Below are 26993 nucleotides of genomic sequence, written 5' to 3'. Positions count from 1 at the left end.
GTTATGAATGTGCTGTCCGTGCTGGTGATCGTGTTGATGCTGGCCGTGGCCGCACAGGTTTTCTGCAGTTTTTTTGACATCAACCCGCTGGCCAGTTTTGACAGCGCGTTGCCGTTGCTTGGTAAGTCAATCACGCTGAATTCATTGCTTGATTTGCAATGGCACCTGTTTGCGCTGATCGCCTTGGTGCCATCGGGCATCGTGCTGCTCAGAGGCAAACATGTGCGGGTCGATTTCCTCTATTCCACCCTGCGCCCGGGCAAACGCCGCATGGTGGACCTGTTGGGCCATCTGATCTTTGCCCTGCCGTTTTTCATCATGGCCTTGCCCGCTGGGTGGGATTTCGCGATGCGCGCATGGCGCTCGGGGGAAGGGTCACGCAATGGTGGGCTGAACGACCTTTGGGTGATCAAACTGGTGCTGCCATTGGGCCTTGGCCTGTTGGCCCTTGCGATTGTCATCGAGGTTGTGCGCCTGCTGAGGGTCCGTGTGGATGACTGAGTTTGCCCTGCCTCTGGCCATGGCGGCCCTCACCATGATCGGCATCCTGTCGGGCTATCGCGTGGCGCTTGTGCTGGCAGGCACGGCGGCGCTGTTCATCCTGATCTCGGACCTGCCCACGGCGTTCTTCAAACTGATTATCAGCCGGATTTACGCCAATGTCCTGTCCAACTGGCTGTTCGTGGCGATCCCTATGTTCATCCTCATGGGCCTGATTCTTGAGAAATCAGGCGTGGCCGAACGGGCCTTGCGCGGGGCACAGCGGGCCTTGGGCGGATCGCCTGCGGGCATGGGCATTTCGGTCCTTGTTGTCGGTCTTTTGCTGGCCGCGTCCTCGGGGGTTGTAGGGGCGTCGGTGGTGCTGTTGGCGTTGCTGGCGCTGCCCCGGATGACGGAGGCCGGGTTTGATACGCCCACAAGTGCGGGGTTGATCGCGGCCTCGGGCACGATGGCAATCCTTGTGCCACCCTCGGTGATGCTGATCGTGCTGGGGGATCAGTTGCAGACCCCCGTGCCGGATATGTTTGCCGGGGCGATTGGCCCGGGTCTGGTGCTGGTAACTCTTTATGGAGTCTATATTTTATGGCGCGCGCGAGGGTTGCCGTGCGATGCGCTGACGCCCGAGGAAAACCGGGGCCTGACGGCTCTGATCCTAGATGTGGCCCCGCTTTTGATCCTTGTGATTGCTGTTCTCGGTTCGATCATCGCGGGGCTTGCCACCCCGACCGAGGCCAGTGGCCTCGGCGCATTAGGTGCCGTGATCGTAACGCTGATCTATGGCCGGTTCAGCCTGCCGATGTTGATGGAGGCCGCGCGCGGCACGGTCACAACCACGGCGATGGTCGGCCTTGTGATCATCGGCGCCACCTGCTTTGCCGCCGTGTTTCGCGGCGTCGGCGGGGATGAGATGATCCAGTCGGGCCTTGGCCGATTCGGCGATGCGCCTTGGGTGGTGATGGCCGTGATCATGCTGTCGATCTTCCTGCTGGGCTTCTTTCTGGACTGGCTGGAAATCACCCTGATCATGATCCCGATCTTCGCCCCGGTCGTGGCCGCATTGGATTTTGGCAACGGGTTGGCCGGGCAGGAGTTGCTGATCTGGTTCGGCATTCTGGTGGCCGTGAACCTGCAAACCAGCTTCCTGACACCGCCCTTCGGATTCGCCCTGTTCTATGTGCGCGGGGCCGTGGGCGATCTGGTCAGTACGCGCCAGATCTATCGCGGGGTGTTGCCCTTTATCGGGCTGCAATTGCTTGCCCTGGCGATCCTGGTCGCGGTGCCAGGCTTTATTATTGGCTTCAACTAAATAACTGAAAATGGGAGGAAATACGATGTTCAAGACAACTCTGGCGGCGCTGACCGCCCTAACGCTGGTCCTGCCTGCGCAGGCCGAGACCTATAACCTGCAAAGCGCTTTTGGAAAGTCGCTGCCGGTGCTTGGCCCGGCGGCGGATCGCTTTGTGGCCAATGTCGCAGCCCTGACTGACGGGGCCGTGGAATTCAAACATCTCGGCGCCGGTGAGCTGTCTCCGCCGTTTGAGATTTTCGACAACGTCTCGGTCGGGGCGATTGATGCGGCGTGGTCGTTCGCTGCCTACGCCTCGGGCAAGGAACCGGCGGCGGCGCTGTTCGGCTCGGTGCCCTTTGGGGGTGAGCCGTTGCAGTATATTTCATGGCTCAACCATGGTGGGGGCCTTGAGCTTTGGCGCGAGATTTACGCGCCCTATGATCTGGTGCCCATGGCCTGTGGCGTGATCCTGTCCGAGGCGGGTGGGTGGTACACCAAGCCGATTGAGACCCCCGAAGACCTGCAAGGCCTCAACATCCGCATCGGCGGTCTGGGCGGCGATATCCTGGCCAAGCTGGGCGCGAATGCGATGTCCCTGCCGGTGGGTGAAATCTCGACCTCGCTGGAGACCGGGCGTCTGGATGCGACCGAGTTGAGCTTCCCCTTGGTGGACAAACTGCTGGGCTTCGACAAGGTGGCCAAGAACTATTATTTCCCCGGCTGGCATCAGCCCGCAGGCTTTATCGAGTTCTATATGAACAAGGGCAAATGGGACGCTTTGACGGATGCGCAACGCACCGCGATCGAGGTTGGGTGTAACGATATCAACCTTTACACTCTGGGTGTTGCCGCCGGGGCGCAGGCCGAAATTCTTCAAGGATTCCGGGATAATGGCGTATCAGTGCAAAGGTTTCCCGACTCTGTGATCGACGCGTTGCGCGTGGCTGCGGATGAGGTTTATGCCGAGAAATCCGCCGAGGACGAGATGTTCAAACGGGTGATCGACAGCTACCGCGCTTACGGCGAAAGCTACCGCGAGTATCAAGAGCTGAACGCGCTGGAGTAGGGCAGGGCATGGCCTATAGCCTGCGCGATTTTGGCAGTTACACGGTGGGCGGCCATGTCCACCATGTGACGACGGGTGAACCGCGCGAGGTGCAGTTCACCCGCAGCGCGTCTTATACTTACGATCCGCGCGGGCAATTCTGCGTGGGCCAGACCTATGTGCAGTATTTCATCCCCGAGGCGCGCCGCGATGCGCCGCCGATCGTGCTGGTTCATGGCGGCGGGATGCATGGCAGCACATGGGAGACGACGCCCGATGGCCGCCCCGGCTGGCTGCACCTGTTGCTGGATCGCGGTTACGAGGTGCATGTGGTCGATCTGGTCGAGCGCGGGCGTGCGGGCTTTGCCGCCGGTATCTGGCCGGACGCGCCGATTCTGCGCTCCGGCGAAGAGGCCTGGACCTTGTTTCGATTTGGATCTTTGGATCGATTTGAATCTCGGCAAGCATTTGATAAACAACAGTTTCCTGTCGCGCATTTCGATGCGTTTCTGGCCCGGATGGTGCCGCGCTGGCTGTCCAACACGGCTTTGCAAACCGCCGGGTTGATTGCCGTTCTGGATCGCCTGAAACAGGCCGTCGTGATCTGTCATAGTCAGGGGGGCGAGATTACATTTGATGCGATGGCACAGCGGCCTGGCGCTGTCGCGGGGGTGCTGGCGGTTGAGCCATCTGGCTTGCCGGAGGGTACGCTTGATTTTGCTTTGAGCATCCTCGGCGGAGACTATCTGGACAGTGCCGAGCATTGGACCGAACGTGCAAAGAAATGGGCCGCGACAGCAGAGGCAATTGCCCGGAAGGGAGGGGTGGCGCGCTATATCGATACCGCGGCCGAGATCGCGCCGGGGGGCAGTCACATGCTGATGATGGATGCCCATAATGCGGCCTGTCTGGAGGCCGGGTTGGCGGGGTTGAATTTGCCCACCTGACTGGCGTGAATTTGATCCCCGAGAGAGGGATTTTGCCCGGCGCTTTACATCACTAAAAATTCAACCTACTAGTAGGTAGGTAAATTTCACACCTCTTTCCTCCAAGCCGGGAATTCAGACCATGGACCTCAATTCAGATTTCTCAGACCGCGTCGTTGTGCACTCGGCAGACGCCCCCTGGATCGCCTCGCCAATGCCGGGGGTGGATCGGCGGATGCTGGACCGGATCGGCGGTGAGGTGGCCCGCGCCACGACCATCGTGCGCTATGCGCCGGGCAGCGCGTTTTCCGCCCATACCCATACCGGTGGCGAAGAGTTCATCGTGCTGGAGGGGGTGTTTCAGGACGAGCATGGCGATTATCCGGCGGGCACCTATGTGCGCAATCCGCCGACCACCAGCCACACGCCAAGTTCGGAAAATGGGTGCACCATCTTCGTCAAGCTATGGCAGTTCGACATGCGGGACCGCACACAGTTTCGTAAAGATATGGAAACCGAGCTGTCCGCACCGGTGGATGGTGTGGCAACGGCCGAGCTGCATCGCGACGCCCGCGAGCATGTGACCTACCGCGTGGCCGAGGCCGGGGCGATGATCACCATCGCAGATACCGGTGGGATCGAAGTGCTGGTGCTGGAGGGCAGTCTAAGTGAAGGCGATGATGTGCTGCGCGCCGGATCGTGGTTGCGCTTGCCCGAAGGGATGCCCCTGTCGGCCACGGCGGGCGCGGAGGGCGCCAAGGTCTGGATCAAGACCGGGCATCTGCCCTTTGCCAAGGCGCCAGCGGTTTAGCCAGGTATGAAAACCGGGATCGCGATCATTGGTGGGGGCTTGTCGGGTCTGGCGCTGGCCAGCCATCTGGAGCGCGCGGGGCAGGACTATCACCTGTTTGAGGCGCGCGACCGGTTGGGCGGGCGGATCAAAACGTTCAGCCATGGCGGCACGGCGTTTGACCTGGGCCCTTCGTGGTTCTGGCCCGGACAGCCGCGCATGGCCGCGCTGGCCCGCGATCTGGGGCTGGAGGTATTTGATCAGCATTTCGAGGGTGAGCTGGCTTTTGAAGAGGCCGACGGACAGGTCAGCCATGGGCGGGGTATGTCGTCGATGCAGGGCTCCTGGCGGCTGAAGGGCGGGATGAGCGGGCTGATCCATGGTCTGGCCCTAGCCCTTCCAGAGAACCGCATCCATCAGGGCCACGCTGTGCGTTTGGTCAGCCGTGATCAGACGGTGCATTTTGCGGATGGGAAGACCTGCGATGCGGATCAGATCGTATTGGCGCTGCCGCCGCGGGTGGCGGCTGGCATGCTGCCCGAGGGCGATGCCCTGCGCCCCGCGATGGAGGCGATCCCGACATGGATGGGCGGGCATGCCAAGTTCGTGGCGGTCTATGAGCATCCTTTCTGGCGCGAGGCGGGTCTGTCTGGCGATGCGATGAGCCGCCATGGGCCATTGGTGGAAATCCATGATGTATCCGGGCCAGCGCCGGGCGACTTGGCGGCTTTGTTTGGCTTTCTGGGGGTGCCCGCTGGGCATCGCGCGGGGGCGGAAGAGGCCATAACCGAAGCCGCCTTGGCCCAGCTGGCGCGGCTGTTTGGGCCTGAGGCCGCGCGGCCCGTGAAAACCGCCTATCAGGATTGGGCGCAGGCCCCGGAGACGGCCTCGCCACTCGATCATGCGCCGCTGTCCCATCACCCGGCCTATGGGATGCCGCCTGCGTTGCATGGCATGTGGGACGGGCGCTTGCATTTGTGCGTCACCGAAGTGGCGCCCGAGATGGGTGGCTTTCTGGAAGGGGCCTTGGCGGCGGCGGAACATACCGCGCGGCTGTTGGCGAAGGAGAGGGTGTGATGGTCAAGGGTGATACCAGAACCCGAGTGATGGATTTGGCCGAGGATCATTTGCGCCGCAAGGGGGCCGATGGCGTGAGCTACGCCGATCTGAGCAAGGGGATCGGCATCCGCAAGGCCAGTATTCATTACCATTTTCCGGCCAAGTCCGACCTGCTGAGCGCGGTGATGGCGCGCTATGGGGCTGCTGTTCTGGGGCGTCTGGACGACACATGGCGGTTGCCCCATGCCGCACACCGCGTCGAGGCGTTTCTGGACCTTTATCGCGAGGCGCTGGATGAGGGATCGCGCCTGTGCCTGTGCGTGGCCTACTCGGTGGCTCAGGACCATCTGCATCCTGATACGCAGGCCGAGATCGCCCGGTTTCGCGAGGCGGTGATCACCTGGTTGATGAGCGTCTTTGAGGCCGGGCGCAAGGATGGGTCGATTGAGGGGGTTGGGGACCTGTCAAGCGAGGCTGCCGCGGCTCTGGCGCTTGCAGAAGGCGCGCAGATTGCCGCGCGCCTTCGGGGATCGGTGCATCCTTTCGATCAGGCAACCCGGGGGCTGCGCGACCGGTTGAAGCTGGCGCCGTTTTAACGATGGGGTGACCTCAGGCCGGTTAACAGCGCCGCAGGCGCCCGGACTTCGGTGACGTAGGCTCAGCGATCTTCGATCAGAAGGTCAGACGCTTTCTCGCCGATCATGATCGCAGGCGCGTTGGTGTTGCCTGACACGATTTCCGGCATGATCGCGCAATCGGCAACGCGCAGGCCGTCTATCCCGTGCACCCTCAACCGATCATCAACCACGGCATCCGGGCCTTCGCCCATGCGGCAGGTGCCGGTGGGGTGATAGATCGAGGCCGAGAAGTTGCGCGCCCAGTCCAGCGTGGCGGCATCATCGTCGATATCTATGTCTGCCGAGGGGCGGAACTCTTCCGAGATTTTGCCGCTCAGGGGGGCGTGGCGCGCGATGCGCCGTGCGATTTTCACGCCTTCGGTGATCACCTGACAGTCGGTTTCGGTCGACAGGTAATTGGGGTGGATCTTGATGTAGGAGGCCGGATCGGGGCCGTCCAGTTTCAACTCTCCCCGGCTTTCGGGGCGCAGTTGACAGACCGACATGGTAAAGGCCGAGAACGGATGCACCCCTTCGCCGGGGCTGTCGGCAGACCAGGGCTGAACATGGAACTGGATATCCGGCGTTTCCACATCGGGGCGGGTTTTCATGAAGCCGGTGGCAAGGCTGGCCGCCATTGTCATCGGTCCGGCGCGGAACATGGCATATTTCAGGGCAATCCGTGCCTGGTTGATCAGGCTGCGCACCTCGTCGTTCAGGGTCGGTTCGTTGCATTTGAAGACCAGCCGCGCCTGTAGGTGATCCTGCAGGCCCTTGCCCACACCGGTGAGGGCGTGATGGGGCGTGATGCCGTTGGCCTTGAGATGTTTGGGATCGCCAATGCCGGCCAGCATCAGGATATGGGGGCTGTTGATGGCCCCGGCAGACAGGACGATTTCGCGTGCGGCGTTGATCGTGTGATGCTTGCCCGCCTTGTCGCGATAGCTGATGCCGGTGGCGCGTTTGCCGTCAAATTCGATGCCGGTGACCAGCGCGTTGGTGATGATCTGCAGGTTGGGGCGCGACTTGATCGGCTTGAGATAGGCCACGGCCGCGCTGCAGCGTCGTCCGTTTTTCGTGGTCAGCTGGAAATAGCCCACGCCTTCCTGCTGGGCGCCGTTGTAGTCGGGGTTGAACGGATAGCCAGCGGTCTGTGCGGCGGCGACCCACGCGTCACAGATCGGGCGCTGGATGCGCATGTTGGAGACGGACAAGGGGCCCTGATCGCCGTGAAATTCGTCCGCGCCGCGTTCGTTGTTTTCGGCGCGCTTGAACAGGGGCAGGACATCGTCCCAGCCCCAGCCCTTGTTGCCCATCTGCCGCCAGCGGTCATAATCCTGCGGCTGTCCGCGGACATAAAGCAGACCGTTGAGCGAGGAGGACCCGCCCAGCACCTTGCCGCGGGGCCAGTCGATGGAGCGGCCATTGAGACCGGGATCAGGTTCGGTCCGATAACACCAATCCACGGTAGGATTGTGCATCGTTTTGAAATAGCCGACGGGGATATGAATCCACGGATTGCGATCCGCCGGACCGGCTTCGAGCAGCACGACATTGGTGTTTGGATCGGCACTTAACCGGTTGGCAATAACGCAGCCCGCAGAGCCCGCTCCGACGATGATATAATCCGCATTCACATTTTTATCCCCCGCTTTACGAAAAAACATTAGGCAAATTCGCGCAACTGTTCTAGTGTTTTTTGATAGAAAACGTCTCAATAATTGCGAAAATGGGAGGAAGCAATGGGAATCAACGATAGAATTAAGGGCGTCTCGCGCCGCGATTTCTTTAGGATCGCAGGGACTTACGGGATGAGCTCGACGCTGTTGGCGGCGGGTGCATTCGGTGGGGCGATGACAGCCGCAAACCTCGCCCAGGCGGCGGAATCAACCTATAACAAGCGCTTTTCCAAGGAAGCCAAGCATACTTTGAAGTTCGGTGCGGCCGGTTTTAACCAGCAAAACCTGTTGATCGAGCGCGCGGGTTGCCTTGAATTTGCCCGTGATCTGGAAGAACGCACCGATGGTGAGATTCGCATCGAATTCATCGGCAACAACCAGATTTGTGGTCAGCTGTCCTGTGTCGAGAAAGCCCAGCAAGGCATCATCGACATCTATGCCGCCTCGACCCAGAATTCGGCCGGTGGCGCGCCCTATCTGAACGTGCTGGACTATGCGTATATGTTCCGCAGCCGCGCGGATCAGTACTATTTCATGTACAGTCCGGAATCGCAGCGCATCCTGCGCGAGCCGTTCGAGAAACGTCATGGTCTGAAATTCCTGTTCACCCATGCCGAACTGCGCGGGATCCAGTTGGGTCTGAAGTGGAAAGACGCGCCGACCGTCACCTCGATTGACGAACTGGCCGGCACCAAGAACCGTGTGACGGGCACCCAGTTGGGCCGGATCGCGATGAACGCGCTGGATCTGAACCCTGTACCCGTGGCGTGGGAAGAAACCCTTGATGGTCTGAAGCAGGGCCTGATTGATGGGGCGGAAACATGGGCCTCGGCCGTGGCATATGCCAACATGAGCCCGGTTGTGAGCCAGGTGATCGACCTGCGCTTCTTCTGCGGAACCGAGCACACGGCGATGACCGCCTCGACCTTCGACAGCCTTGGTGGCGAGTTGCAGGATGCGGTCATGGAAAGCTCGTACCTGAGCCAAGTGCATGTGCAGGCGGCCAACGAAGCCGCGCTGGTCAACACCGTTGGCTTCACCGATCCGCCGATGCCCGGCACCATCTTCGCCGAGAACGGCGTGCGCGTTTCCAAACTGTCGGACGAAGAAGTCCGCAAGGCGGAAGAGCGTTGCTCGCCCGAGTTCCAACCGCAGCTGTGGGAGCAGTGGCGCGAGCGGATCAACGGCTGGGCCGGTGGCATCGACACCTATCAGGACATCTATAACGAGGTGCGCAACAACCCGCACACCCTGGCCGAAAATGTCGAGCCGCGCCGGTGGTGGAAAGGCTAAGCCCTTTCGACCAATATCAAGGTCAGCCCCGCGCGCCGGGGCTGACTGATACGCCTAAACGAACAGACCGGGCCGCCCAAAGCGGGTAAGGCCGGGCAACGAAATCGCAAGGGAGGGTGGCCCGATGTCAATCTGGTCCGAGGCAGGAGCGCTGTTCAGCGCCTTTGCCAGTCAAGATTCGTTCGAGATACGCAACGCATTGCGACCGAACAGCATGTATATTCTTGGTACGATATATCTGATCCTGTCTGGCCTTGGGCTGGCATGGCTGTATCACCGCATCCCTTTGTTCGAGCGGTATTTTGAACGCACCGTGATGATCACCTGCTATCTGGCGATTGCGATGATCATTTTCTGGGGTGTGGTGGATCGCTTTATTTTCTCGAATCAGCAACCCTGGTCCACGACGATCCCGCCCTTCCTGTTCATGGTCATGGCCTGGTTTGGTGCGGCCTATAACGTGCGGGTGCGCACGCATCTGAGCTTTTCCGAATTCCGCACACGGATGCCACGCACCGGGCAGTTTATGTGCCTGTGTATGGATTTCGCGCTGTGGTTCGGTTTCTCGCTGATCTTCCTGATCACCACCCTGCGGGTGGTGGCGCTGTCGGCATCCAACTTCCAGATCGTTCTGGGCACTGACAACACCATGCAGTGGTGGTTCCTTCTGGGGGCACCGCTGGCGGGCACCCTGATGGCCGCGCGCGCGGTGGAGAACCTGCAGGACGACATCAAGAACTATCGTTCGGGCGCGCCGCTGATCAAGCAGGCTGTCATCGGGGGGAATGCATAATGGCCGATGGGACACTCATTACACTGATCTCGCTTGGGGTCACGATGCTGTTCATGCTGGGCGTTCCTGTCCTGCTGGTGATCGCCTATTGGGTGATCGGCTGTTCCTTTGTGCTGGGTCTGACCCTGGACAATATGGGCGCCGAGTTGCTGAACGTGTTCAACAAGGGTTTTGCCCTGCTGGCGATGCCGCTGTTCATTCTGACCGGGGACCTGATCAACAAGTCCGGGATCGCCAAACGATTATCAGATTTCGCCTATGCCTGTCTGGGCTGGCTGCGTGGCGGTTTGGCCATGGCAGCCTTGGGTGCCTGCGGGCTGTTCGCGGCGATTTCGGGGTCGAACTCGGCCACGACGGCGACGATCGGTTCGATGTTGCATCCTGAAATGGTCAAAGGCGGCTATGACGAGCGCTTCTCGGCGGCCACGGCGGCGGCGGGTGGCACGGTGGGGATCATCATCCCGCCCTCGATCATCTTCATCGTTTACGGCTTCCTGATGAACCTGCCGATTTCCGACCTGTTCGTGGCGGGGATCATTCCGGGTACCCTGATGGTGGTTGGTATGCAGCTGGCCTGCTGGATCATCTGCCGCATCAATGGCTGGGGTTACCTGATCCCGCTGCAACTGAACCGGGTTCTGAAAACCGCGTTCGGGGCATGGCTGGGTTTCTTTGCCATCGGCCTGGTGCTCTGGGGCATCTACACCGGGAAATTCTCGCCCACTGAGGCGGCGGGTGTGACCGTGGGCTTCTGTATCATTGCAGGCCTGCTGTCCTGGCTGGTCAGCCGACTGACCCATCAGGACCCGGATCGTACATGGGAAGACAAAAGCTATCTTGAGATGCTGGTGGTGGAAGGGTTCACCCTGAAAGAGATCCCCGGTATCACCATGCGCTCGGCCGAGATCACGGGCATCCTTGCGCCACTGATCGCCATTTCGGTGGTGATGCAGCAGATCCTGTCGCTGCTTGGTGCGCAGGCTGTGATCGGCGATTTCGTGACGTCGATGGGCGGATACTATGCGGTTCTGTTCACGGCGATGGTGATCGTGTTCTTCTCGGGCATGGTGCTTGAATCGCTGCCGGTGACGATCATTCTGGCGCCGATCCTGGCCCCCATCGCGATGAGCGTGGGCGTTGATCCGGTGCATTTCTCGGTGATCTTCCTTGTCGGGGCCTCGATTGGCTTCATCACGCCGCCTTACGGGTTGAATCTTTATGTGGCCTCGGGTGTGACGGGTGTTCCGTATTTCCGCCTGCTGCGCTACACGGTGCCCTATCTGGTAGCGTTGCTGAGTGTCTGGTTCATTGTCGCACTGACCCCGGAACTGGCGCTGATGCTGCTGCCCAATCGGTAGGAAAGGCTGATGCCTGACGATGTTATGGTTGAGATCAAGGGACAAATACCGACCAACCTGCGGCTTCTTTTGCTGATCGAAGAAGTTGCCAGATCAGGCATGCCAATGTCGCCATCCGCGCTCAGCGATGCACTGGAGTTACCGAAACCCACGGTGCATCGCCTTTTGGCCACCGCCGAGGCCGAAGGGTTCTTGCAGCGTGATGTGGATGGGCGATCCTTTGGTCCCGGCAAGCGGTTGCGCCGTCTTGCCGGGAACACGTTGTCCTCACAACGTATCCGCACCGAACGGCTGATGATCATGCAATCGCTGGCGCAGGATGTTGGAGAGACCTGCAATCTGGCGGCGGCGGGACGGCATGGGATGGTCTATCTGGACCGGGTTGAAACCCATTGGCCTTTGCGCATTCAATTGCCGGTTGGCACGCAGGTGCCGTTTCACTGTACCGCCAGCGGAAAAATGTACCTGTCGTCGCTGCGTCCCGAGAAACTGGATCGTTTGCTGACGGCGACTGAGCTGGAGGCGCGGACCAGACGTACGTTGACCACCGCCAAGGATTTGCGGGCGGAACTGGCCCTGACGCAAAAGCGGGGATATTCCACGGATAACGAGGAGTTCATGGACGGGATGACCGCGATTGCGGTGCCGATCCGTGACAATCTGGGGCGGCTGGTGACCACCTTGTCCCTGCACGCGCCCAATCAGCGTAAGGATATTGCCGGCTTCGAGCCGCATTTGCCGCGTCTTCGGTTGGCGGCAAAGCAGCTTGAAGAGCTTATTCAGGACTAACGCGTTCCGGCTTTTACGTGCGACATCACATCAAGCCGAAACGCTTTGGCATCACCCGTCGCGGCGATAGACATGCACAGCGCATTTGGCGTGGCGCACAACCCGCGAGGCGGTTGAGCCGAGGAAGTAATCCCGCAGGTCCGGGCGGTGCGAGCCGATGACAATGCAATCGACTTTGTGTTCGTCCGCATAGTCGATGATTGTGCGGGCCGAATGCCCTTCGGTGATCTTGGCGGTGACGCCGTCCAGATGAGAGACTTTTTCGTGCAGCCGTGCCTTGGCAGCCTTGTAAGCCGCGGCGATTGTGGCCTCGTCCATATAGGCATTCGCCGCACCCTGCGGTGTGTCATAAACATGCAGCGCCACGATTTGCCCGCCATCCTGCAACAGGGCGCGGGCCACTTCCAGCGTGTCGGGCGAGAGGTCGTGGTCAAGCGCCATCGGGACGAGAATGTTCTTATACATGGGGTTCTCCTGATTTTGGCAAAATGCCTATTTCCAAGGGTAAAGGATTATCTTGGGGGCGGCCACGCGTCCTTGTCTCAGATCAACAAAAGCGGCGGCTCCATCGGCCAGCGGGCGGGGTTCGGTCCAGTTCAGATCGCCCAGCCGACCATCGAAAATGGCCTGCGCGGTCTGGCGGAAATCCTGTGCGGTATAGGTGTAGGTGCCGATGAAGGTGATTTCCTGCAAGGTCATGCGACGCACGTCCAATCCGCCGGTGTTTTCACCCAGACCCACATGCGCGATCACCCCGCCCGGCGCGGCAAGGGCCGAGGCGGCGGCGCGGGTGGCGCTGTATCCGACCGCGTCGATGACGATGGGATAAAGGCCCTCGGCCTCGGCGGTGACCTGATCGTGGCAGGTGTCGGCAAGGAATGCCCGGCGCGCCGTGTTGGGTTCAACGATGCTGACATCGGCGACACCCATCGCTTTCAGGGCAAGGGCAGCGGCCAGCCCAATGGCACCGCCGCCGATGACCAAGGCGCGTTGATCCATGTCGGGATGCAGGGCCTCAAGCGCCAGACGCGCGGCATGCCAGCTGACCGCCAAAGGCTCGGCCAGCGCGGCCTTGTCCATGGGAACCGCGTCGGGGACCGTCACTAGGTTCGTCTCGGGCATCGAAATATATTGCGCGAACGCCCCTTCGCGGGGCTGCATCGAGATGATTTGTCGCGTTGGGCAGAGGTTTTCGCGCTTGGCCACACAGGCGGGGCAGGTGCCACAGGTGACAAGTGGGTTGACCGTCACGCGCCTGCCATCCAGCGCGCCACCAACGACAACGCCTGCTGCCTCATGTCCAAGGATCAACGGGGCCGGGCGGCGCGCATCATGCCCCAAATAGGCATGCATGTCCGAGCCGCAAATGCCCACCGCATCGACGCGGATCAGATGCTCGCCCGTCGCCGGAACAGGATCGGGCACATCGCGGTAGCCCAGCGTTTCAACGCCTTCGTAAACCAGTGCTTTCATTTCGCGGTGAACCCCCCATCGACCATCAGAACCTGCCCGGTGACGTAAGACGACGCGTCTGAACACAGGAACAGCAGCGGGCCGTCCATGTCCTCCATGCGTCCATTGCGCCCGGCGCAGGTTTGCGCGGCGTTGCGTTTGGCGCGCTCGGGGTCCTCAAAAACCGCAGCGGTCAGTTCGGTTGGGAAAAATCCGGGGCCGATGGCGTTGGCGGTGATGCCGTGCTTGGACCATGCCTCGGCCATCGCGCGTGTCAACTGCCCGATCCCTGCCTTGGTGGCACCGTAAGCGATACCGCCGGGAAAGGCGCGGGTGGTTTGCAGCGAGGCGAAATTGACGATCCGCCCCCAGCCCTTTTCCTTCATCGCGGGCACCATGGCCTGACTGAGGAAGAAGGGGGCCGAGAGGTTCAGCGCCAGCGTGGCATCCCAGCCCTCAACCGTGACCTCATCCGCAGGTTGGCGGGTGTTCACGCCCGCCGCATGGATCACGATATCGGGCGCGCCGAAGGGGGTGGAGATTTCCGCGACAAGAGCGGGAATGACGTCGCGATCCGCCACATCGGCCACCACATAGGCGGCGTTTGCGCCGATCTCGGTTTGCAATTCCTGCAGCGGCTCTTCGCGTCGGGCGACGCCGATCACTTGTGCCCCGGCCGCGGCCAACGCGGTGGCGGCCCGCCGTCCGAGGCCTGAACTGGCCCCGGTGATGCAGGCCACGCGGCCCGTCAGATCAAAGAGCGCGCGGGGATCAGCCATCGGCGGTCAGATCGAACTCTTCGTCGGGGAAGTATTTGGCCAGACGCACATCGGCGGTGCGGGCGTGGCCCTCCATCCCTTCGAGGCGGGCGATCCGCGCGGTGGCCTCGGCCACGGGTTTGGCCCCGTCGCGGGTGGCGCGCTGCCAGGTGACGATCTTCATGTATTTGTGGACGCTGAGGCCACCGGTATAGCTTGCCGCGCCAGAGGTCGGTAGCACATGGTTGGTGCCCGAGGCCTTGTCGCCATAGGCCACGGTGGTTTCTTCGCCCAAAAACAGCGAGCCATAGCAGGTCAGGCGGTCGAGCCACCAATCAAGGTCTTCGGCCTGAACGGTCAGGTGCTCGGGGGCATAGGCATCCGAGGTGGCGGCCATGTCTTCGCGATCGGCACACAGGATCACCTCGGCATAGTCGCGCCAGGCGGCGGTGGCGTTGTCGCGGTTCACCTCTGGCAGGTCATTGATCAACTGCGGGACCAGCTCCATCACCTTTTCGGCCAGAGCGCGGTTGTCCGTCACCAGCCAGACGGGTGAATTATAGCCATGCTCGGCCTGACCCACGAGGTCGGTGGCAACAATATGGGCATCCGCCGTTTCATCGGCGAGGATCAGGCTGTCGGTGGGGCCGGCGATCATGTCGATGCCGACACGGCCAAAGAGAATGCGCTTGGCTTCGGCCACGAACTGGTTGCCGGGACCGACGAGGATGTTGGCCTTGGGCAGACCGAAGAGGCCGAAGGTCATGGCCGCAACGCCCTGCACACCACCCATTGCCATGATCTTGTCCGCGCCCGAGATGTGTGCGGCATAGATGATCGCGGGGGCCACGCCGACGCCGGGATGCGGAGGCGAGCAGGCGGTGATGTGATGACAGCCTGCGACCTTGGCGGTGGTGACGGTCATGATGGCGCTGGCGATATGGCTGTAACGCCCGCCGGGCACGTAGCATCCGGCGGCATCCACGGGAATGGCCTTTTGACCGGCGATCAGGCCGGGGACCACTTCAAGCTCAACATCGGTCATGGTGGCTTTCTGGGTTTCGGCAAAGCGTTTGACGTTGTCATGGGCGAATTCGATGTCGCGTTTCAGCTTTTCAGGGACCAGCGCGCAGGCGGCGGCAACTTCGTCATCGGACAGGATGACGTTGCCTTCATACTTGTCGAACTTGGCGGCGTATTCCAGCGCGGCGGCGTCCCCGCCCGCCTCGATATCGTTCAGAATACCCTTGACGATCTCATGCGTTTCGGAGGCATCGGATTTCGCTGTCAGGGTCGCTTTCTTGAGATATTCGCGCGTCATTGTCAAAACTTCCTGTCTTAATAGCTGGGGAGCCCTGCAGGCCAAATGATCAGGGCGAAGGCGGTCCTTATTCCTATCACCCGCACAGGGCCTTTGAAAGGGAAAGGGCTGCAAAAAATGCTTATTTTAAAGGGTGTAAAGCCATGCTTTACCTGTTCGTGGGCTGTCCTGTTTGCCGGTGTCAGGCGGCATCCGAGACGCCCGGAGCAATCTTGCTTGCGCGACGTGTCAGAACCGATGCGCATCCCGAGGGCGACGCGGTATGGGCGGCTAGCGGGTGTCAGGCGATCCGATCAAAAACTGCCAGGGTTTTGATGCCCGGTGGTGGCGTCATGCTGTCGCCCGGGGACAGCGCAGTGATCGGTTAATCGGTCTTGCCGTACCGGGCCATGATCATTTCCACGGCGCTGTCCACGATATCGGTCATTTCCTGTTCGCTGACAACAGAGCCGCTGAAAAGCATGGGCCAGAACGCCTTGGTCTTGATCAGGCCAATGAATTCCTTGCCCGCGGCATCCGGATCGGGAACCGACAACTGCCCGTCGGCATCGGCATCTTGCAGCATGTTGATGAACGCGGTCGTCTTGTCGAGCTTGCATTGCGCGGCCTCGGCCAGTTCCGGGTTGCGCAGGGTTTCGCTGATGATCATCCGCGACATCGCGATCACTTCGGGCAGCATGATCACGCGACCTTCCGCCCATGCCAGATCATGGAGCTGCTGGCGAATGTCGCGCCCGGGAACATAGCGGATTTCAAGCATATCTTCGAAGCGGCTGGACAGTTCCATCACGATGGAGCGGAACAGATTATCCTTGCTTTCAAAGTACTTATAGAGCGTGCGCTTGGAGACCGAAGCGCGTGCAGAAATCCGGTCCATGCTGGCTGCCGCGAACCCGTTTTCCTGGAATTCAGCAACGGCTGCATCGATGATTTGCGCGTGCTTGCATGCGTTTGGTGTGGTCGGATCCCCCATGGGTTCTACCTATAGACCCAATGGAGTCAGTGGGTCAAACGCCGGGGTAAACTTGGGAGTTTACAAGGCGCGCGCCCTTTCGTAAGGTAAACCCGCAAGTTTACCAAATCATCAAGTGTTATGTCCTACAGGAGACCACCCAAATGGCAGTTACCCTGAACCTGAACGGTGAGACACGCACCGTTGACGCAGACCCCGGAACCCCGTTGCTGTGGGTGATCCGGGATGAGTTGAAACTGACCGGCACGAAATTCGGCTGCGGTGTCGCCTCGTGCGGGGCCTGCACCGTGCATCTTGACGGCGAGCCGGTGCGGTCGTGCCAGACTTTCATCGAAGATCTTGAAGGGGCCGAAGTCACCACCATCGAGGCCATTGGCGAGTCCGAGATCGGGGCCGCGCTTCAACAGGCATGGGTCGAACTGGATGTTGTGCAATGCGGCTACTGTCAGTCCGGGCAGATCATGTCTGCCGTGGGCCTTCTGAAGGAGAATGCCAAGCCAAGTCCAACTGACATTGATGACTACATGGCCGGCAATGCCTGTCGCTGTGCCACCTATCAACGCATCCGCGCCGGTATCCTGCGCGCATCTGAAATTCTGGAGGCCTGAACCATGACCATCTCAACATCACGTCGCGGGTTTCTGAAAGGGGCTGCTGCGGCCTCGGCCGTTCTTCTGGTGGGCACGCGCCCGGATGGGGCGCTGGCGTCGGCGTCGTCCGAGGGGGCCATGCTGAACCCGTTTGTGAAAATCGACGGCGACGGCACGGTCACCGCCATCGTCAAGCATTTTGAGAAAGGGCAGGGGCCTGCCACGGGCCTGCCCACGCTGATTGCCGAGGAACTTGGCCTGCGTATGGACCAGATCGAGTATGAATTCGCGCCGTCCGACCCGCAGGTCTACAACAACACGTTGTTTGGCCCGTTTCAGGGGACGGGTGGGTCCACGGCGATGGCCAATTCCTGGCTGCAATACCGTCAGGCCGGGGCGGCAGCGCGGGAGATGCTGATCACCGCCGCTGCGCAGGAGTGGGGTGTCGATGCCAACGCCGTGACCATCGAGGACGGCATAGTCAAAGCGGGCGACCAATCCGCCCCCATTGGGCAGTTCGTGGCCGCGGCCTCGCAACTGGAAGCCCCTGCTGAGCCGCGTCTGAAAGACCCGTCCGAGTTCCGGTTGATCGGAAATGAAGCGGTACGCCGCAAGGATTCAGCGATCAAGGGGAACGGTCAGGCGATGTATGCCATGGACATGCACCTGCCCAACCAGATGGTTGCCATGATCGCGCGGCCCGAGGCGCGCGGAGGGCTGGCGCTTGGCTTTGATGACAGCGCCGCCAATGAGGTAAAGGGCTATATCAACGCGGCCATTCTGCCCAACCAAGCGGGTGTCGCGGTTTACGCCGAGAACACCTGGGCGGCCATTCAGGCACGCGAGGCCTTGGAGGTGGAATGGGACATGTCCGGCGCGGAAACCCGGTCGTCCGATCAGGTCAAGGCCGAGATCATGGAGGCGCTGGACGCGACCCCAACCTACAACGTGAACAAGGCCGATGCAGATGCCGTGGCGGCGGCTGTCGATGGCGCGGACACGGTGGTTGAAAAGACGTTTTACTTCCCGCTGCTGGCGCATGCCCCGATGGAGCCGCTGAACTGTGTCATCGAGCAGACGGAAGAGGGCGATATCGTGCTGCATGACGGGGCGCAGATGCCGACCGGGCCGCACATGGCCTATCAGCAGATTTTTGAGCTGCCCGCCGAGAAAATCCAGATCAAGACCATGCTGGCGGGTGGATCTTTCGGTCGGCGTGCCACGCCGGATGCGGATTATCAGGTGGAGGCCGCACTTGCCTTTGTAGTCACGGACCGCACCCGCCCCGTGCATCTGGTCTGGACCCGCGAGGATGACATGCGCAGCGGCTATTACCGCCCGGCCTTTGGCCACAAGGTGCGTGTCGGGCTGGATGGTGCGGGCAATATCGTCGGCTGGCAGCACCAGATCGCGGGTCAGTCGATCATAAAAGGCACCCCATTTGAAAGCTTTGCGGTGCATGACGGTGTTGATCACAGTTCGGTCGAAGGGGTGGCCGACAGCCCCTATGATATCCCCGGCATGGCCGTGGGCCTGACCGACACGGCCAAGGCGACATCGGTTCTGTGGTGGCGTGCGGTCGGGCATACGCATACGGCCTATGCGATGGAAACCATGATGGATCTGGCCGCAAAAGCGGCGGGACGGGACCCTGTCGAGTTCCGGCTGGCGCATCTGTCTGACGACAGCAATGCAGACCAGCGCCGCAAGGCGGGTGTGCTGAAACTGGCCGCAGAGAAAGCGGGTTGGGGGAATGTCCCGGAGGGCCGTGCGCAGGGCATTGCCGTGCATAAATCCTTTGGCTCTTACGTGGCCGAGGTGGTTGAGGTGTCGGGCGACCCCGAGGATGGGGTGCGCATCGAGAAGGTCACGTGCGCGGTGGATTGCGGCATCGCAGTCAATCCGGACATCGTGAAGGCGCAGATGGAAGGCGGGATCGGTTACGGTATCGGCCATGTCATGCGTAATCAGATCACGCTGACCAGCGGAGCGGTGGATCAGTATAACTTCCCCGATTACGAGCCGCTGCGCATCGGTGACATCGCCGAGATTGACGTCCATATCGTTGCTTCGGCGGAGGCGCCGACAGGCGTGGGTGAGCCCGGTACGCCGCCTTCGACCCCGGCGCTGGCCAATGCCGTGAGAGAGCTGTCTGGCGACCTCGTCACGGCCCTGCCAATGGCGGATAACGGCGTCAGCTTCGCCTGAGATAATCCCCACGCCATCACGCTTGGATGGCGTGGGGACCACTGCGCGTCACTTAAAATCTTTGAAAATATATGTCTGGTGGTTGCGCGGGATACGCGTGGTTGCCCCAAGGGATCGGCTTACGCCGGTCTTTCTGATGCGTTGGATTCGGGGCCGCCGCAACAGGGCTTTTTGCAAACCGCCGCGATGCTGCATAAGATGAGTGTGAAACTAAACAAAAGTTTCCAAAAACGACCAAAACCAACGGAGAGACGATGACCAAACCACATAACCAGATGATGATTGACCGCCTGGCAGATGCCGCCCGCGAAGGTAAGATTTCGCGCCGCTCTTTCATGAACTATTCAATGGCCGCAGGGATGACCGCCTCGGCGGCAACCGGCCTTTGGGGCACCTCGGCCAGGGCCGAGCCCAAGCGCGGGGGCACATGGCGGCTGGCGCAGCATGACGGCAATTCGTCGGACAATCACGATCCGGGCACCTACCTGACATTCGGGATGATCAATCTGGCGCATATCTACCGCTCGTACCTGACGCAGATTAACCCGGATCAGACGCTTGGCGGCGATCTGGCGACGGAATGGTCCGCCACACCTGACGCCAGGGAATGGACCTTCAAGCTGGCTGACAACGCCACCTTCCACAGCGGCGGCAAGGTGACGGCAAACGATGTGATCGCGTCGATGAACCACCACCGCGGCGAGGGGAACACCTCGGCGGCGGCAGCCTTGCTTGCCGATGTGGCCGACATCAAGGACAATGGCGACAATTCGGTCACCTTCGTGCTGAATGCCCCGAATGCCGATCTGCCGTGGCTGCTGACCGATTATCACATAGCGATTTGCCCGGCGAATGAAGACGGCTCGATGAACTGGCAATCCGGCGACGGGTGTGGACCTTACAAGCTGGTCGACAATGAATTCGGCGTGCGGTCGTACCTTGTGCGGCATGATGGTTGGCACGGTGAAGGCGCCTGGTTCGACGCGATCGAAATCCTCTACATCAACGACCCCAACGCGCGTCAGACCGCCGTTGTGACCGGCGATGTGGACAGCGCGAGCCAGATGGAAAACAAGACGCTGGCGCTGCTGCAACGCGATCCCAACCTTGAGATCGACAACGTGCCCTCGGCGGCGGCTGTGACAATGCCGATGGACACGTCGCAGGCCCCGTTTGACAATCCGGATGTGCGCATGGCGCTGAAACTGGCGGTCAATCGTCAGGAACTGGTCGACAAGATCCAGTTCGGCGCGGCCACGATCGGGAACGACTTCCACCATTCGCCAGCGATGCCCTATTTCCCGGAAAGCATTGAACAGCGCGAGTATGATCCGGATCAGGCCAAGTCACTGCTTGCCAAGGCCGGGATGGAAGGGCTGACCGTTCAACTCAGCACGGCAGATGCGGTGACAACAGGCGCTGTGGATGCGGCTGTGCTGTATTCCGAGCATGCCAAGGCCGCCGGGATCAACATCGAGGTCGTTCGTGAGCCAAATGACGGCTATTATTCCGACGTTTGGATGAGCAAGCCGTGGTGCATGGTGCAGTGGGGCGCGCGCCCGACGCCGGATGTGATGTACTCGCTGGCCTACAAGGACGATGCGGCCTGGAACGAAACCCGTTGGCAGAACGCACGCTTTAACGAGCTGTTGTTGCAGGGCAAATCCGAGCTGGATGACGCCAAGCGTGCCGGGATCTATACCGAGATGGGTCAAATCCTGCGGGATGATGGCGGGGCGGTGATCCCGTATTTCCCGAACTTCGTCTATGCGCGGCGCAAGAACGTGCGCCACACGGGCGAACTGGCGGCAAGCTGGCCGATGGATGGTGCCCGCGCGGCGCAGCGCTGGTGGTTTGATAGCTGAAGACGCGAATGAGAGGCCTGTACTCCCTGTGCGGGCCTTTCTTATCCCGGTGGTTTCATCAAGATGCAGCCACCGGGGCATTTCATGAAAACGTGAGTGATGATGTATCGGCCCCGACGCGGGCCGTTTTGCCGTGCTGGACCCGGGTGGGCGCGGGGTGCGAGGCCTTTCCGGATGATACATGCGAGGTGGCACCTGACACCGCCGTCACGAAGGACGCCCTCCAATGGAGTCAGGACCACCCCGCATTATGTCCGAAGCAGAACCGCCCTGTCCGGGCGGATCGCTTCGGTCGCCGCCTGGTTTATTGTTCGCGGAATGCGCGCGACATCGAGTCTGTGATCGGTTTGGTCAGATACTCGAAAAAGGTGCGTTCTGCGGTCTGGATCATCACCTCGGCTGGCATGCCGGGCGTCGGTGAAAAGTTCCGGACGCGTGCGGTTTCTTCTGCCGGAAGCCGGATGCGCGCCAGGTAGACCTCTTGCGGCAGGATTTCGGAATCGTCCGGAAGCGCGTCGGCAGACACGTAGAAAACCGTGCCATAGAGCACCGGGGTCGTGCGCTGGTTCAGCGCCACCAGCCGGATCGTCGCGGTCTGTCCGATCTGCACGCTGTCAATGTCGGTGCGCGGCAGCTTGGTTTCGATGATGAGCGGCGCATTTGCGGGCAGAATCTCGGCGATGGCCTTGCCGCTTTCGATCACCCCGCCCGGCGTGTTGTAGTTCATCCGCACCACGGTTCCGGACACGGGCGACAGGATCGACGAGCGTTCGTGCACTTCGAGCGCGCGATTGTAGTTTTCGCGCACGGTATCCAGTTCGTTCTGGACCGACTGCAATTCATCCAGCGCGGCCTTCCTGTGTTCGACGACGACCTGTTCGATCTGTTGATCGTGCTTGGCCAGCAGCGCTTCGACCTCGAGCATTTCTGCCTCAAGCTGACCGATCTGGCCCAGCCCATCGGCCTTAGCGCGGAAGAGCGAGTTGATCTGGGATTTCTGCGACAGGCCCTTTTCGAGCAGCGCGGATTGCGATTCAATATCCTCTTCCAGATATTCGATCTGTTGGTTCAGGGCTGTTTTCTGGGCCATGAATCCATCTTTGCGGCTGTTCAGGGCAAGGATGTTGCTTTCCAGAAGGCGGATATCCTTGGCGATCTTGGCTTTCGAGGATTCGAAGTTCAAACGCTGATTGCCGAGGATTTGGCTGACCGTTGGATCATCCGGCACCTCCTTGAGGAAGGCTGGCACGGCAAATGTATCGTCCCCGTTATATTCGGCCAGCAGCCGGGAGGCGACCGTTTCAAGGCGTGCCCGTCGTTGATGTAGCTCGCGCAGTTTTGCCTGCGCGGCGGTCTGGTCAAGCTGGATGATCGGCTGGCCGCGCTGGATGCTTTCGCCTTCGGACACCAGGATATCGCTGATGATCCCGCCTTCGAGGTGCTGAACGATCTGGTTGTTACCGGTTGCCACAAACGTGCCTTGCGTGATCACCGCCGCAGCCAGGGGTGCCATGAAGGCCCAGGCCCCGAAGCCACCGAAAGAGACGACCATCACCGTGATGCCGATAATGGTGATGCGCTTGATCGAGCGGGGCACGTCGGCAAACCATCCGGGCTGGTGAGGCGGTTCATGAAACGCGGTTACGGTCACGGGTTATTCCTCCGATAGGTGAGTCAGGTCCGGTTGTCGGGGATGCTGTTGCCCCCGGATTTGTCGCCGGAAAGAGATTTGAGAACGTCATCGCGGGGGCCGATCATTGCAACAGACCCGTTGGCCAGCAGCATGATCTTATCCACATGCCCCAGCAGCGACGGCTTCTGGGTGACGACAACCACGGTGATGCCCTGTTGTTTGGCCTGTTGCAGCGCGCGGGCCAGAGCCTGATCGCCTGCAATGTCGAGGTTGGAGTTGGGTTCATCCAGCACCAGCAGGCGTGGGTTGCCGAAGAAGGCGCGCGCCAGGGCGATGCGCTGTTTCTGCCCACCCGAAAGGGGGGAGCCATCCGCAGCGACGACGGTTTCGTAGCCATGCGGCAGGTTCGCGATCATCTGGTGAACGTCGGCCAGTTTGGCGGCCTGATAAATCTGTTCATCCGTTGCATCAGCACGCATGCGCGCGATGTTGTCCTTGATGGTGCCCGGGAACAGTTGCACGTCCTGCGGCAGATAGCCGATCGACTCGCCGAACTGGCGCTGATCCCAGTTGTGCAGATCCATGAGGTCAAGGCGGACACAGCCCGAGGTGGGCAAAATCGCCCCGACCAGCATTTTGCCCAGCGTGGTCTTGCCCGCGCCGGAATTGCCGATCACGGCCAGCGATGTGCCCGGTTCAAGGTGAAAGCTGACGCCGTTCAAAATCACGTTCTTGGTGCCTTGCGGGACATAAAGCAGGCGCTCTACATCCAGCCGGCCTTCGGGGTTCGGCAGGCGCAGCCGGTCATGATTGAGCGGCGACGCAGCCAGCAGATCGGAGATCCGGCCATAAGCGGCGCGGGACAGGATGAACTGGTTCCAGCCCTCGATGGCGCCTTCGATCGGGGCCAGCGCCCGTCCGGCGATGATCGAGGCGGCGATGACCATGCCGCCGGTGATTTGTCCGTCGATGGCCAGAAACGCCCCCCAGCCCAGCATGCCCACCTGGGTCAGCAGGCGCACACCCCGGGAAAAGGCGGCAGTGGTGATGTTGCGGTCCTGCGCGCGCACCTGAGCGGTCAGGGATGCGGCGGTATCGCGCCCCCAGATCGAAACCGCCTCGGGGATCATGGCCAGAGCATTGATGATCTGGCTGTTCCGGGACATCGAGTCGAGGTGCATGTTGGCCATGCTCTGGTGCCGGTTGGCCACGGTGAAGGGCCCTGATGTGATGCGCTGGTTGATCAGCGCGATGACCAGCAGCAGCAGCGCCGTTGCCACAACGATCAGCCCAAGGTGAAAATGGATCAGGAAGATCGCCAGCACGAAAAGCGGGGCGAAAGGTGCATCGAGAAACGCCAGCAGCGTGCCGGACACGAGGAAGCCGCGCAGTTGCTGCAAATCGCCAAGCGTCTGATATTCGCGCCCGTTGCTGGCCAGCGAAGCGCGCGCCGCAGCACTGAGGATCGACGAGCCCAGCCGCGCGGCCAGTTCCACGGCGGTCCGCATCAGCGCGAAACGGCGCATCGCATCAAAGAACGCCTGCAGGATAACCGCCCCGACAATCACAGCGGTCAACATGACCAGCGTATCGACCGAGCGGCTGGTCAGAACCCTGTCCGAGATCTGGAAAAGATAGATCGGGATCGCGAGAATGAGAACGTTGGTGGCGCAGCTAAACAGCATCACCACGGTGAGATTGCGGCGCACCGCGCCAATCCCGGCCTTGAGTTCGCCCGAGAAATCGACGGGCTTGGAACGACGGTGAAAATTTCCGCCGCCACCACCACCGCCACCTTTGCCGCCGCCACCGTTGGCGGGTGGTTGCGCGGCCGGCTTTGAAATCGCAGGCCGGACTTCGCGCACCTCTTCGGCATCTATCACTGGCGCGTTGGAGACCCGGCTGGTTTCGAACTTGAGTTCGGATGGTGACCCGGCCTGAGCCGTGTCCGCCTGTCCGTCCTCTGGTGCGCGTTGTTCAGGACGCAGGGTCAAAACATCCGGCTTCCTTCCTTCGGCGCTGTCGTGAGTGGTCTCGGGGGTCCCCGATACGGCCAGTGTAGCGTTGTTACTCATAATCTCGATGCTCTTATGTCTTTGGTTTTAATCAAGCGACCATGCCACCCATGGGGTCGTTCCCCAGTTCGTCTTCACTGACATAGCCGGTGTATCCGCCACCGTTTTCGTTCGCTTGCTGTTCGGTATCGTCCATGAGGAAGGCGACGGCTTCGGTTACAAGACCGCCGAGGCCCCCGGAAACAAGACTGCTTTCCTCGGCCACGACCAGGCCCGCCTGGTGCAGCAGGGCGTCGGAATAGGTGTCGCCGTTGACGTGAATCTCGGAGTCGACGCCAAATTCGGAAATGGCCGCGATGTTGACCAGCGCATTGCTGCCAGTGGTCAGCCCGGCCTCGTCGCCGCCACCGGCCACGAAAATCTGATCGGATTCAGAGGCGATGTTGAACTGATCGATGATCTGAAGGTTGATCAGGTCACCCGCGATGTAGAGCACGCTGAGGAAACCGTCACCGGCAAAGGCCTCGTTCGTCAGGATGTCGCCGGGTATGGCGTTGGACCCCTCCGCCAGGCTGTCGCCAAGCTCTTCGAACTCCGAATCCATTTCAAAATAGCTGTCGGTGCCGGTCGATTCGATGCTGGCCTGGTTCCAGAGCATGTTTTCATTGCCGCTGGCCGACCACGTCCCGTCATCGGGATGGGTGATGAAGTCATCGTCCAGCAAGACGTTCATCTGGTTGATCATGCTGACATTAATGATGTCGCCGCCAACCACGATCATATCGTAGAGGAAGCTCAGCGAAAGCAGGCTTGCGGTGTTTATGGAAAAGTTGCCGCCGCTCTCGATGAATGTGCCTTCCGCGGACAGCTCCATGCTGACCACATCGTCGTCGGCAATGAAGTTCTGCTGCATCAGGTAGTTGAAATTGACGACATCGCCCTCGATGCGCACCACGGATGCGATGGATGGAAACGTGATCGCTTCGTCTTCGCTTGCGGTTTCCGCGTCCGGATCCACGGGTGAGGCCGTGTTCTCCAGAATGGACGCGATATTGTTGAGCGTGTTGTCTTCCACGCCTGCGGTGTTGAGCACGCCATTCATCATGTCAAAGTCACTGAGCACGTTGACCTGGCTGATGCTGGACAGGGACAGGCTGTCGCCCATCACGGCAATCACCGGTGCATCTGTCAGGGAAAACGAGACATAGGCCTGGTTGATCAACGTGTTGCCGCCGGCGATCACGTCATGGCCGGGGCCTTCTTCATCGTCTTCTTCGGGCAGATCTGGCAGGGCCTCTCCGACTTCGGGAACGGAATCCGCAGTCTCGCCATTCATGTGGATGCCGACAGTGTGTTCGCCGGTTGCAACGAAGACGCTTGCGCCACTGGGTGAGGCGGCGTCGAAGGAGGTTGCCGCATCGTAAATCTCATAGGCGGTCGGGGCGAAGTCGTCGCCGGTGCCCGGGATTTGCGGCACCAGCGGACCGGCCAGTTCTTCGGCCGCGTCTGTCAACCATTCCAGGGCCAGGGCGGGTGCGCCCTCGGGCAGGAATTCTCCGCCGTCCAGACCGAGCAGAATGTCGGAATCCCACAGTTCGGTTTTTTGCACGATGACCGTCGCATAGGATGATGGCGGCGGTGGCGTGGGGATGATCGTGCCGCCGCCGCCCCCGGACGGTGCGTTTGACAGGTAAGTCAGCTGCTGTGCGGAAAGGTTGGTCCCGCCCACGAAAGGCGTTGCCTGCCCAAACCCTGCATTCAGAAACACGGAAACCGGCTCGAACCGGTCAGGCAACGGCAGGAGTTGCACGCTGTAGGAGATACCTGCGTCGTAGCCCGCGGTGTTCAGCGGTGCCGCTACTTTGACAACGATGTTCGGAAGGCCGTTCGCCTCGTCGTAATTATCGGCTTCACCTTCGAAAGGATCGTAATCTGTGCGTAGACGGGCTTCTTCAATAATCTGGTTAAATGAACCAATAAAATGCGCAATAGCTTCGGTTGTAAAATCAAAAGACATTTGTTTTTCCCACCCGGATCGAG

23 protein-coding genes are annotated in these 26993 nt (G+C 60.8%); 14 read left to right on the top strand and 9 right to left on the bottom strand.

What is annotated here, in order from left to right:
* Window positions 1-3: 3 nt before the first annotated feature.
* From V6N02_RS10045 to V6N02_RS10015, 7 genes are all read left to right on the top strand, one after another.
* Complete coding sequence (locus tag V6N02_RS10045; RefSeq protein ID WP_371225447.1) at window positions 4-501, top strand: TRAP transporter small permease subunit; 498 nt, start codon at window positions 4-6, stop codon at window positions 499-501.
* Complete coding sequence (locus tag V6N02_RS10040) at window positions 494-1807, top strand: TRAP transporter large permease (RefSeq protein ID WP_371225446.1); 1314 nt, start codon at window positions 494-496, stop codon at window positions 1805-1807. The genes V6N02_RS10045 and V6N02_RS10040 overlap by 8 nt, the downstream gene beginning before the upstream one ends.
* Before the next feature lie 25 nt (window positions 1808-1832).
* Window positions 1833-2855 (top strand): TRAP transporter substrate-binding protein, encoded by a 1023-nt coding sequence (locus tag V6N02_RS10035; RefSeq protein WP_371225445.1) that lies wholly within the window; start codon window positions 1833-1835, stop codon window positions 2853-2855.
* Window positions 2856-2863: 8 nt separating this feature from the next.
* Entirely contained in the window at window positions 2864-3781 is a 918-nt protein-coding gene (locus V6N02_RS10030; RefSeq protein ID WP_371225444.1) for an alpha/beta fold hydrolase, read from the top strand.
* 121 nt (window positions 3782-3902) lie between these two features.
* Window positions 3903-4571 (top strand): cupin domain-containing protein, encoded by a 669-nt coding sequence (locus tag V6N02_RS10025; RefSeq protein WP_371225443.1) that lies wholly within the window; start codon window positions 3903-3905, stop codon window positions 4569-4571.
* Between the two features lie 6 nt (window positions 4572-4577).
* Window positions 4578-5627 carry a flavin monoamine oxidase family protein gene (locus tag V6N02_RS10020; RefSeq protein WP_371225442.1) on the top strand — a complete coding sequence of 350 codons (1050 nt, stop codon included), beginning with the start codon at window positions 4578-4580 and terminating at the stop codon, window positions 5625-5627.
* Window positions 5627-6205: a TetR/AcrR family transcriptional regulator gene (locus V6N02_RS10015; RefSeq protein WP_371225441.1), complete on the top strand. Its 579-nt coding sequence runs from the start codon at window positions 5627-5629 to the stop codon at window positions 6203-6205. The genes V6N02_RS10020 and V6N02_RS10015 overlap by 1 nt, the downstream gene beginning before the upstream one ends.
* Before the next feature lie 62 nt (window positions 6206-6267).
* Here the strand turns inward: V6N02_RS10015 and V6N02_RS10010 are convergent, their stop codons facing one another.
* Window positions 6268-7893 (bottom strand): GMC family oxidoreductase, encoded by a 1626-nt coding sequence (locus V6N02_RS10010; protein ID WP_371225440.1) that lies wholly within the window; start codon window positions 7891-7893, stop codon window positions 6268-6270.
* A gap of 75 nt (window positions 7894-7968) precedes the next feature.
* Between V6N02_RS10010 and V6N02_RS10005 the strand changes: the two genes are divergently transcribed.
* The 4 genes from V6N02_RS10005 (at window position 7969) to V6N02_RS09990 (ending at window position 12138) form a co-directional block, all read left to right on the top strand.
* A complete protein-coding gene (locus V6N02_RS10005; RefSeq protein WP_371225439.1) occupies window positions 7969-9198 on the top strand; it encodes a TRAP transporter substrate-binding protein in 1230 nt (409 codons plus the stop codon).
* Between the two features lie 124 nt (window positions 9199-9322).
* Window positions 9323-9991 (top strand): TRAP transporter small permease, encoded by a 669-nt coding sequence (locus V6N02_RS10000; RefSeq protein ID WP_371225438.1) that lies wholly within the window; start codon window positions 9323-9325, stop codon window positions 9989-9991.
* On the top strand, window positions 9991-11349 hold the full coding sequence (locus V6N02_RS09995; RefSeq protein WP_371225437.1) for a TRAP transporter large permease: 1359 nt from the start codon (window positions 9991-9993) through the stop codon (window positions 11347-11349). The genes V6N02_RS10000 and V6N02_RS09995 overlap by 1 nt, the downstream gene beginning before the upstream one ends.
* 9 nt (window positions 11350-11358) lie before the next feature.
* The gene (locus V6N02_RS09990; protein ID WP_371225436.1) at window positions 11359-12138 is read left to right on the top strand and encodes an IclR family transcriptional regulator; all 780 of its coding nucleotides are present in this window, start codon (window positions 11359-11361) and stop codon (window positions 12136-12138) included.
* Window positions 12139-12189: 51 nt separating this feature from the next.
* Here the strand turns inward: V6N02_RS09990 and V6N02_RS09985 are convergent, their stop codons facing one another.
* From V6N02_RS09985 to V6N02_RS09965, 5 genes are all read right to left on the bottom strand, one after another.
* On the bottom strand, window positions 12190-12603 hold the full coding sequence (locus V6N02_RS09985; RefSeq protein WP_371225435.1) for a universal stress protein: 414 nt from the start codon (window positions 12601-12603) through the stop codon (window positions 12190-12192).
* A gap of 27 nt (window positions 12604-12630) precedes the next feature.
* Window positions 12631-13611: an alcohol dehydrogenase catalytic domain-containing protein gene (locus tag V6N02_RS09980; RefSeq protein WP_371225434.1), complete on the bottom strand. Its 981-nt coding sequence runs from the start codon at window positions 13609-13611 to the stop codon at window positions 12631-12633.
* Entirely contained in the window at window positions 13608-14369 is a 762-nt protein-coding gene (locus tag V6N02_RS09975) for an SDR family NAD(P)-dependent oxidoreductase (RefSeq protein ID WP_371225433.1), read from the bottom strand. The genes V6N02_RS09980 and V6N02_RS09975 overlap by 4 nt, the downstream gene beginning before the upstream one ends.
* The gene (gene hisD, locus V6N02_RS09970) at window positions 14362-15669 is read right to left on the bottom strand and encodes a histidinol dehydrogenase (RefSeq protein WP_371225432.1); all 1308 of its coding nucleotides are present in this window, start codon (window positions 15667-15669) and stop codon (window positions 14362-14364) included. The genes V6N02_RS09975 and hisD overlap by 8 nt, the downstream gene beginning before the upstream one ends.
* A gap of 364 nt (window positions 15670-16033) precedes the next feature.
* A complete protein-coding gene (locus V6N02_RS09965) occupies window positions 16034-16642 on the bottom strand; it encodes a TetR/AcrR family transcriptional regulator (RefSeq protein ID WP_371225431.1) in 609 nt (202 codons plus the stop codon).
* Window positions 16643-16785: 143 nt separating this feature from the next.
* On the opposite strand from V6N02_RS09965, the gene V6N02_RS09960 reads away from it, so the two are divergent.
* The 3 genes from V6N02_RS09960 to V6N02_RS09950 all read left to right on the top strand — a co-directional run bounded on the left by V6N02_RS09960 (window position 16786) and on the right by V6N02_RS09950 (window position 21305).
* Window positions 16786-17250 (top strand): (2Fe-2S)-binding protein, encoded by a 465-nt coding sequence (locus V6N02_RS09960; protein ID WP_371225430.1) that lies wholly within the window; start codon window positions 16786-16788, stop codon window positions 17248-17250.
* 3 nt (window positions 17251-17253) lie between these two features.
* The gene (locus V6N02_RS09955) at window positions 17254-19440 is read left to right on the top strand and encodes a xanthine dehydrogenase family protein molybdopterin-binding subunit (RefSeq protein WP_371225429.1); all 2187 of its coding nucleotides are present in this window, start codon (window positions 17254-17256) and stop codon (window positions 19438-19440) included.
* Window positions 19441-19694: 254 nt separating this feature from the next.
* Window positions 19695-21305 carry an ABC transporter substrate-binding protein gene (locus V6N02_RS09950; protein WP_371225428.1) on the top strand — a complete coding sequence of 537 codons (1611 nt, stop codon included), beginning with the start codon at window positions 19695-19697 and terminating at the stop codon, window positions 21303-21305.
* Window positions 21306-21609: 304 nt separating this feature from the next.
* Here V6N02_RS09950 and V6N02_RS09945 read toward each other — a convergent pair whose 3' ends face one another.
* From V6N02_RS09945 to V6N02_RS09935, 3 genes are read right to left on the bottom strand one after another with little or no spacing between them, the layout of a single operon-like run.
* The gene (locus V6N02_RS09945) at window positions 21610-22956 is read right to left on the bottom strand and encodes an HlyD family type I secretion periplasmic adaptor subunit (protein WP_371225427.1); all 1347 of its coding nucleotides are present in this window, start codon (window positions 22954-22956) and stop codon (window positions 21610-21612) included.
* Window positions 22957-22979: 23 nt separating this feature from the next.
* Window positions 22980-25013 (bottom strand): type I secretion system permease/ATPase, encoded by a 2034-nt coding sequence (locus V6N02_RS09940; protein WP_371225426.1) that lies wholly within the window; start codon window positions 25011-25013, stop codon window positions 22980-22982.
* Between the two features lie 31 nt (window positions 25014-25044).
* Window positions 25045-26970 (bottom strand): hypothetical protein, encoded by a 1926-nt coding sequence (locus V6N02_RS09935; RefSeq protein WP_371225425.1) that lies wholly within the window; start codon window positions 26968-26970, stop codon window positions 25045-25047.
* Window positions 26971-26993 lie beyond the last annotated feature (23 nt).

Origin of the sequence: Roseovarius conchicola, assembly GCF_041403425.1 — a bacterium.
Classification (GTDB): Bacteria; Pseudomonadota; Alphaproteobacteria; order Rhodobacterales; family Rhodobacteraceae; genus Roseovarius; species Roseovarius conchicola.
Note: the sequence above shows the minus strand (reverse complement) of the source record. Positions and strands in the feature narration are given on the sequence as shown.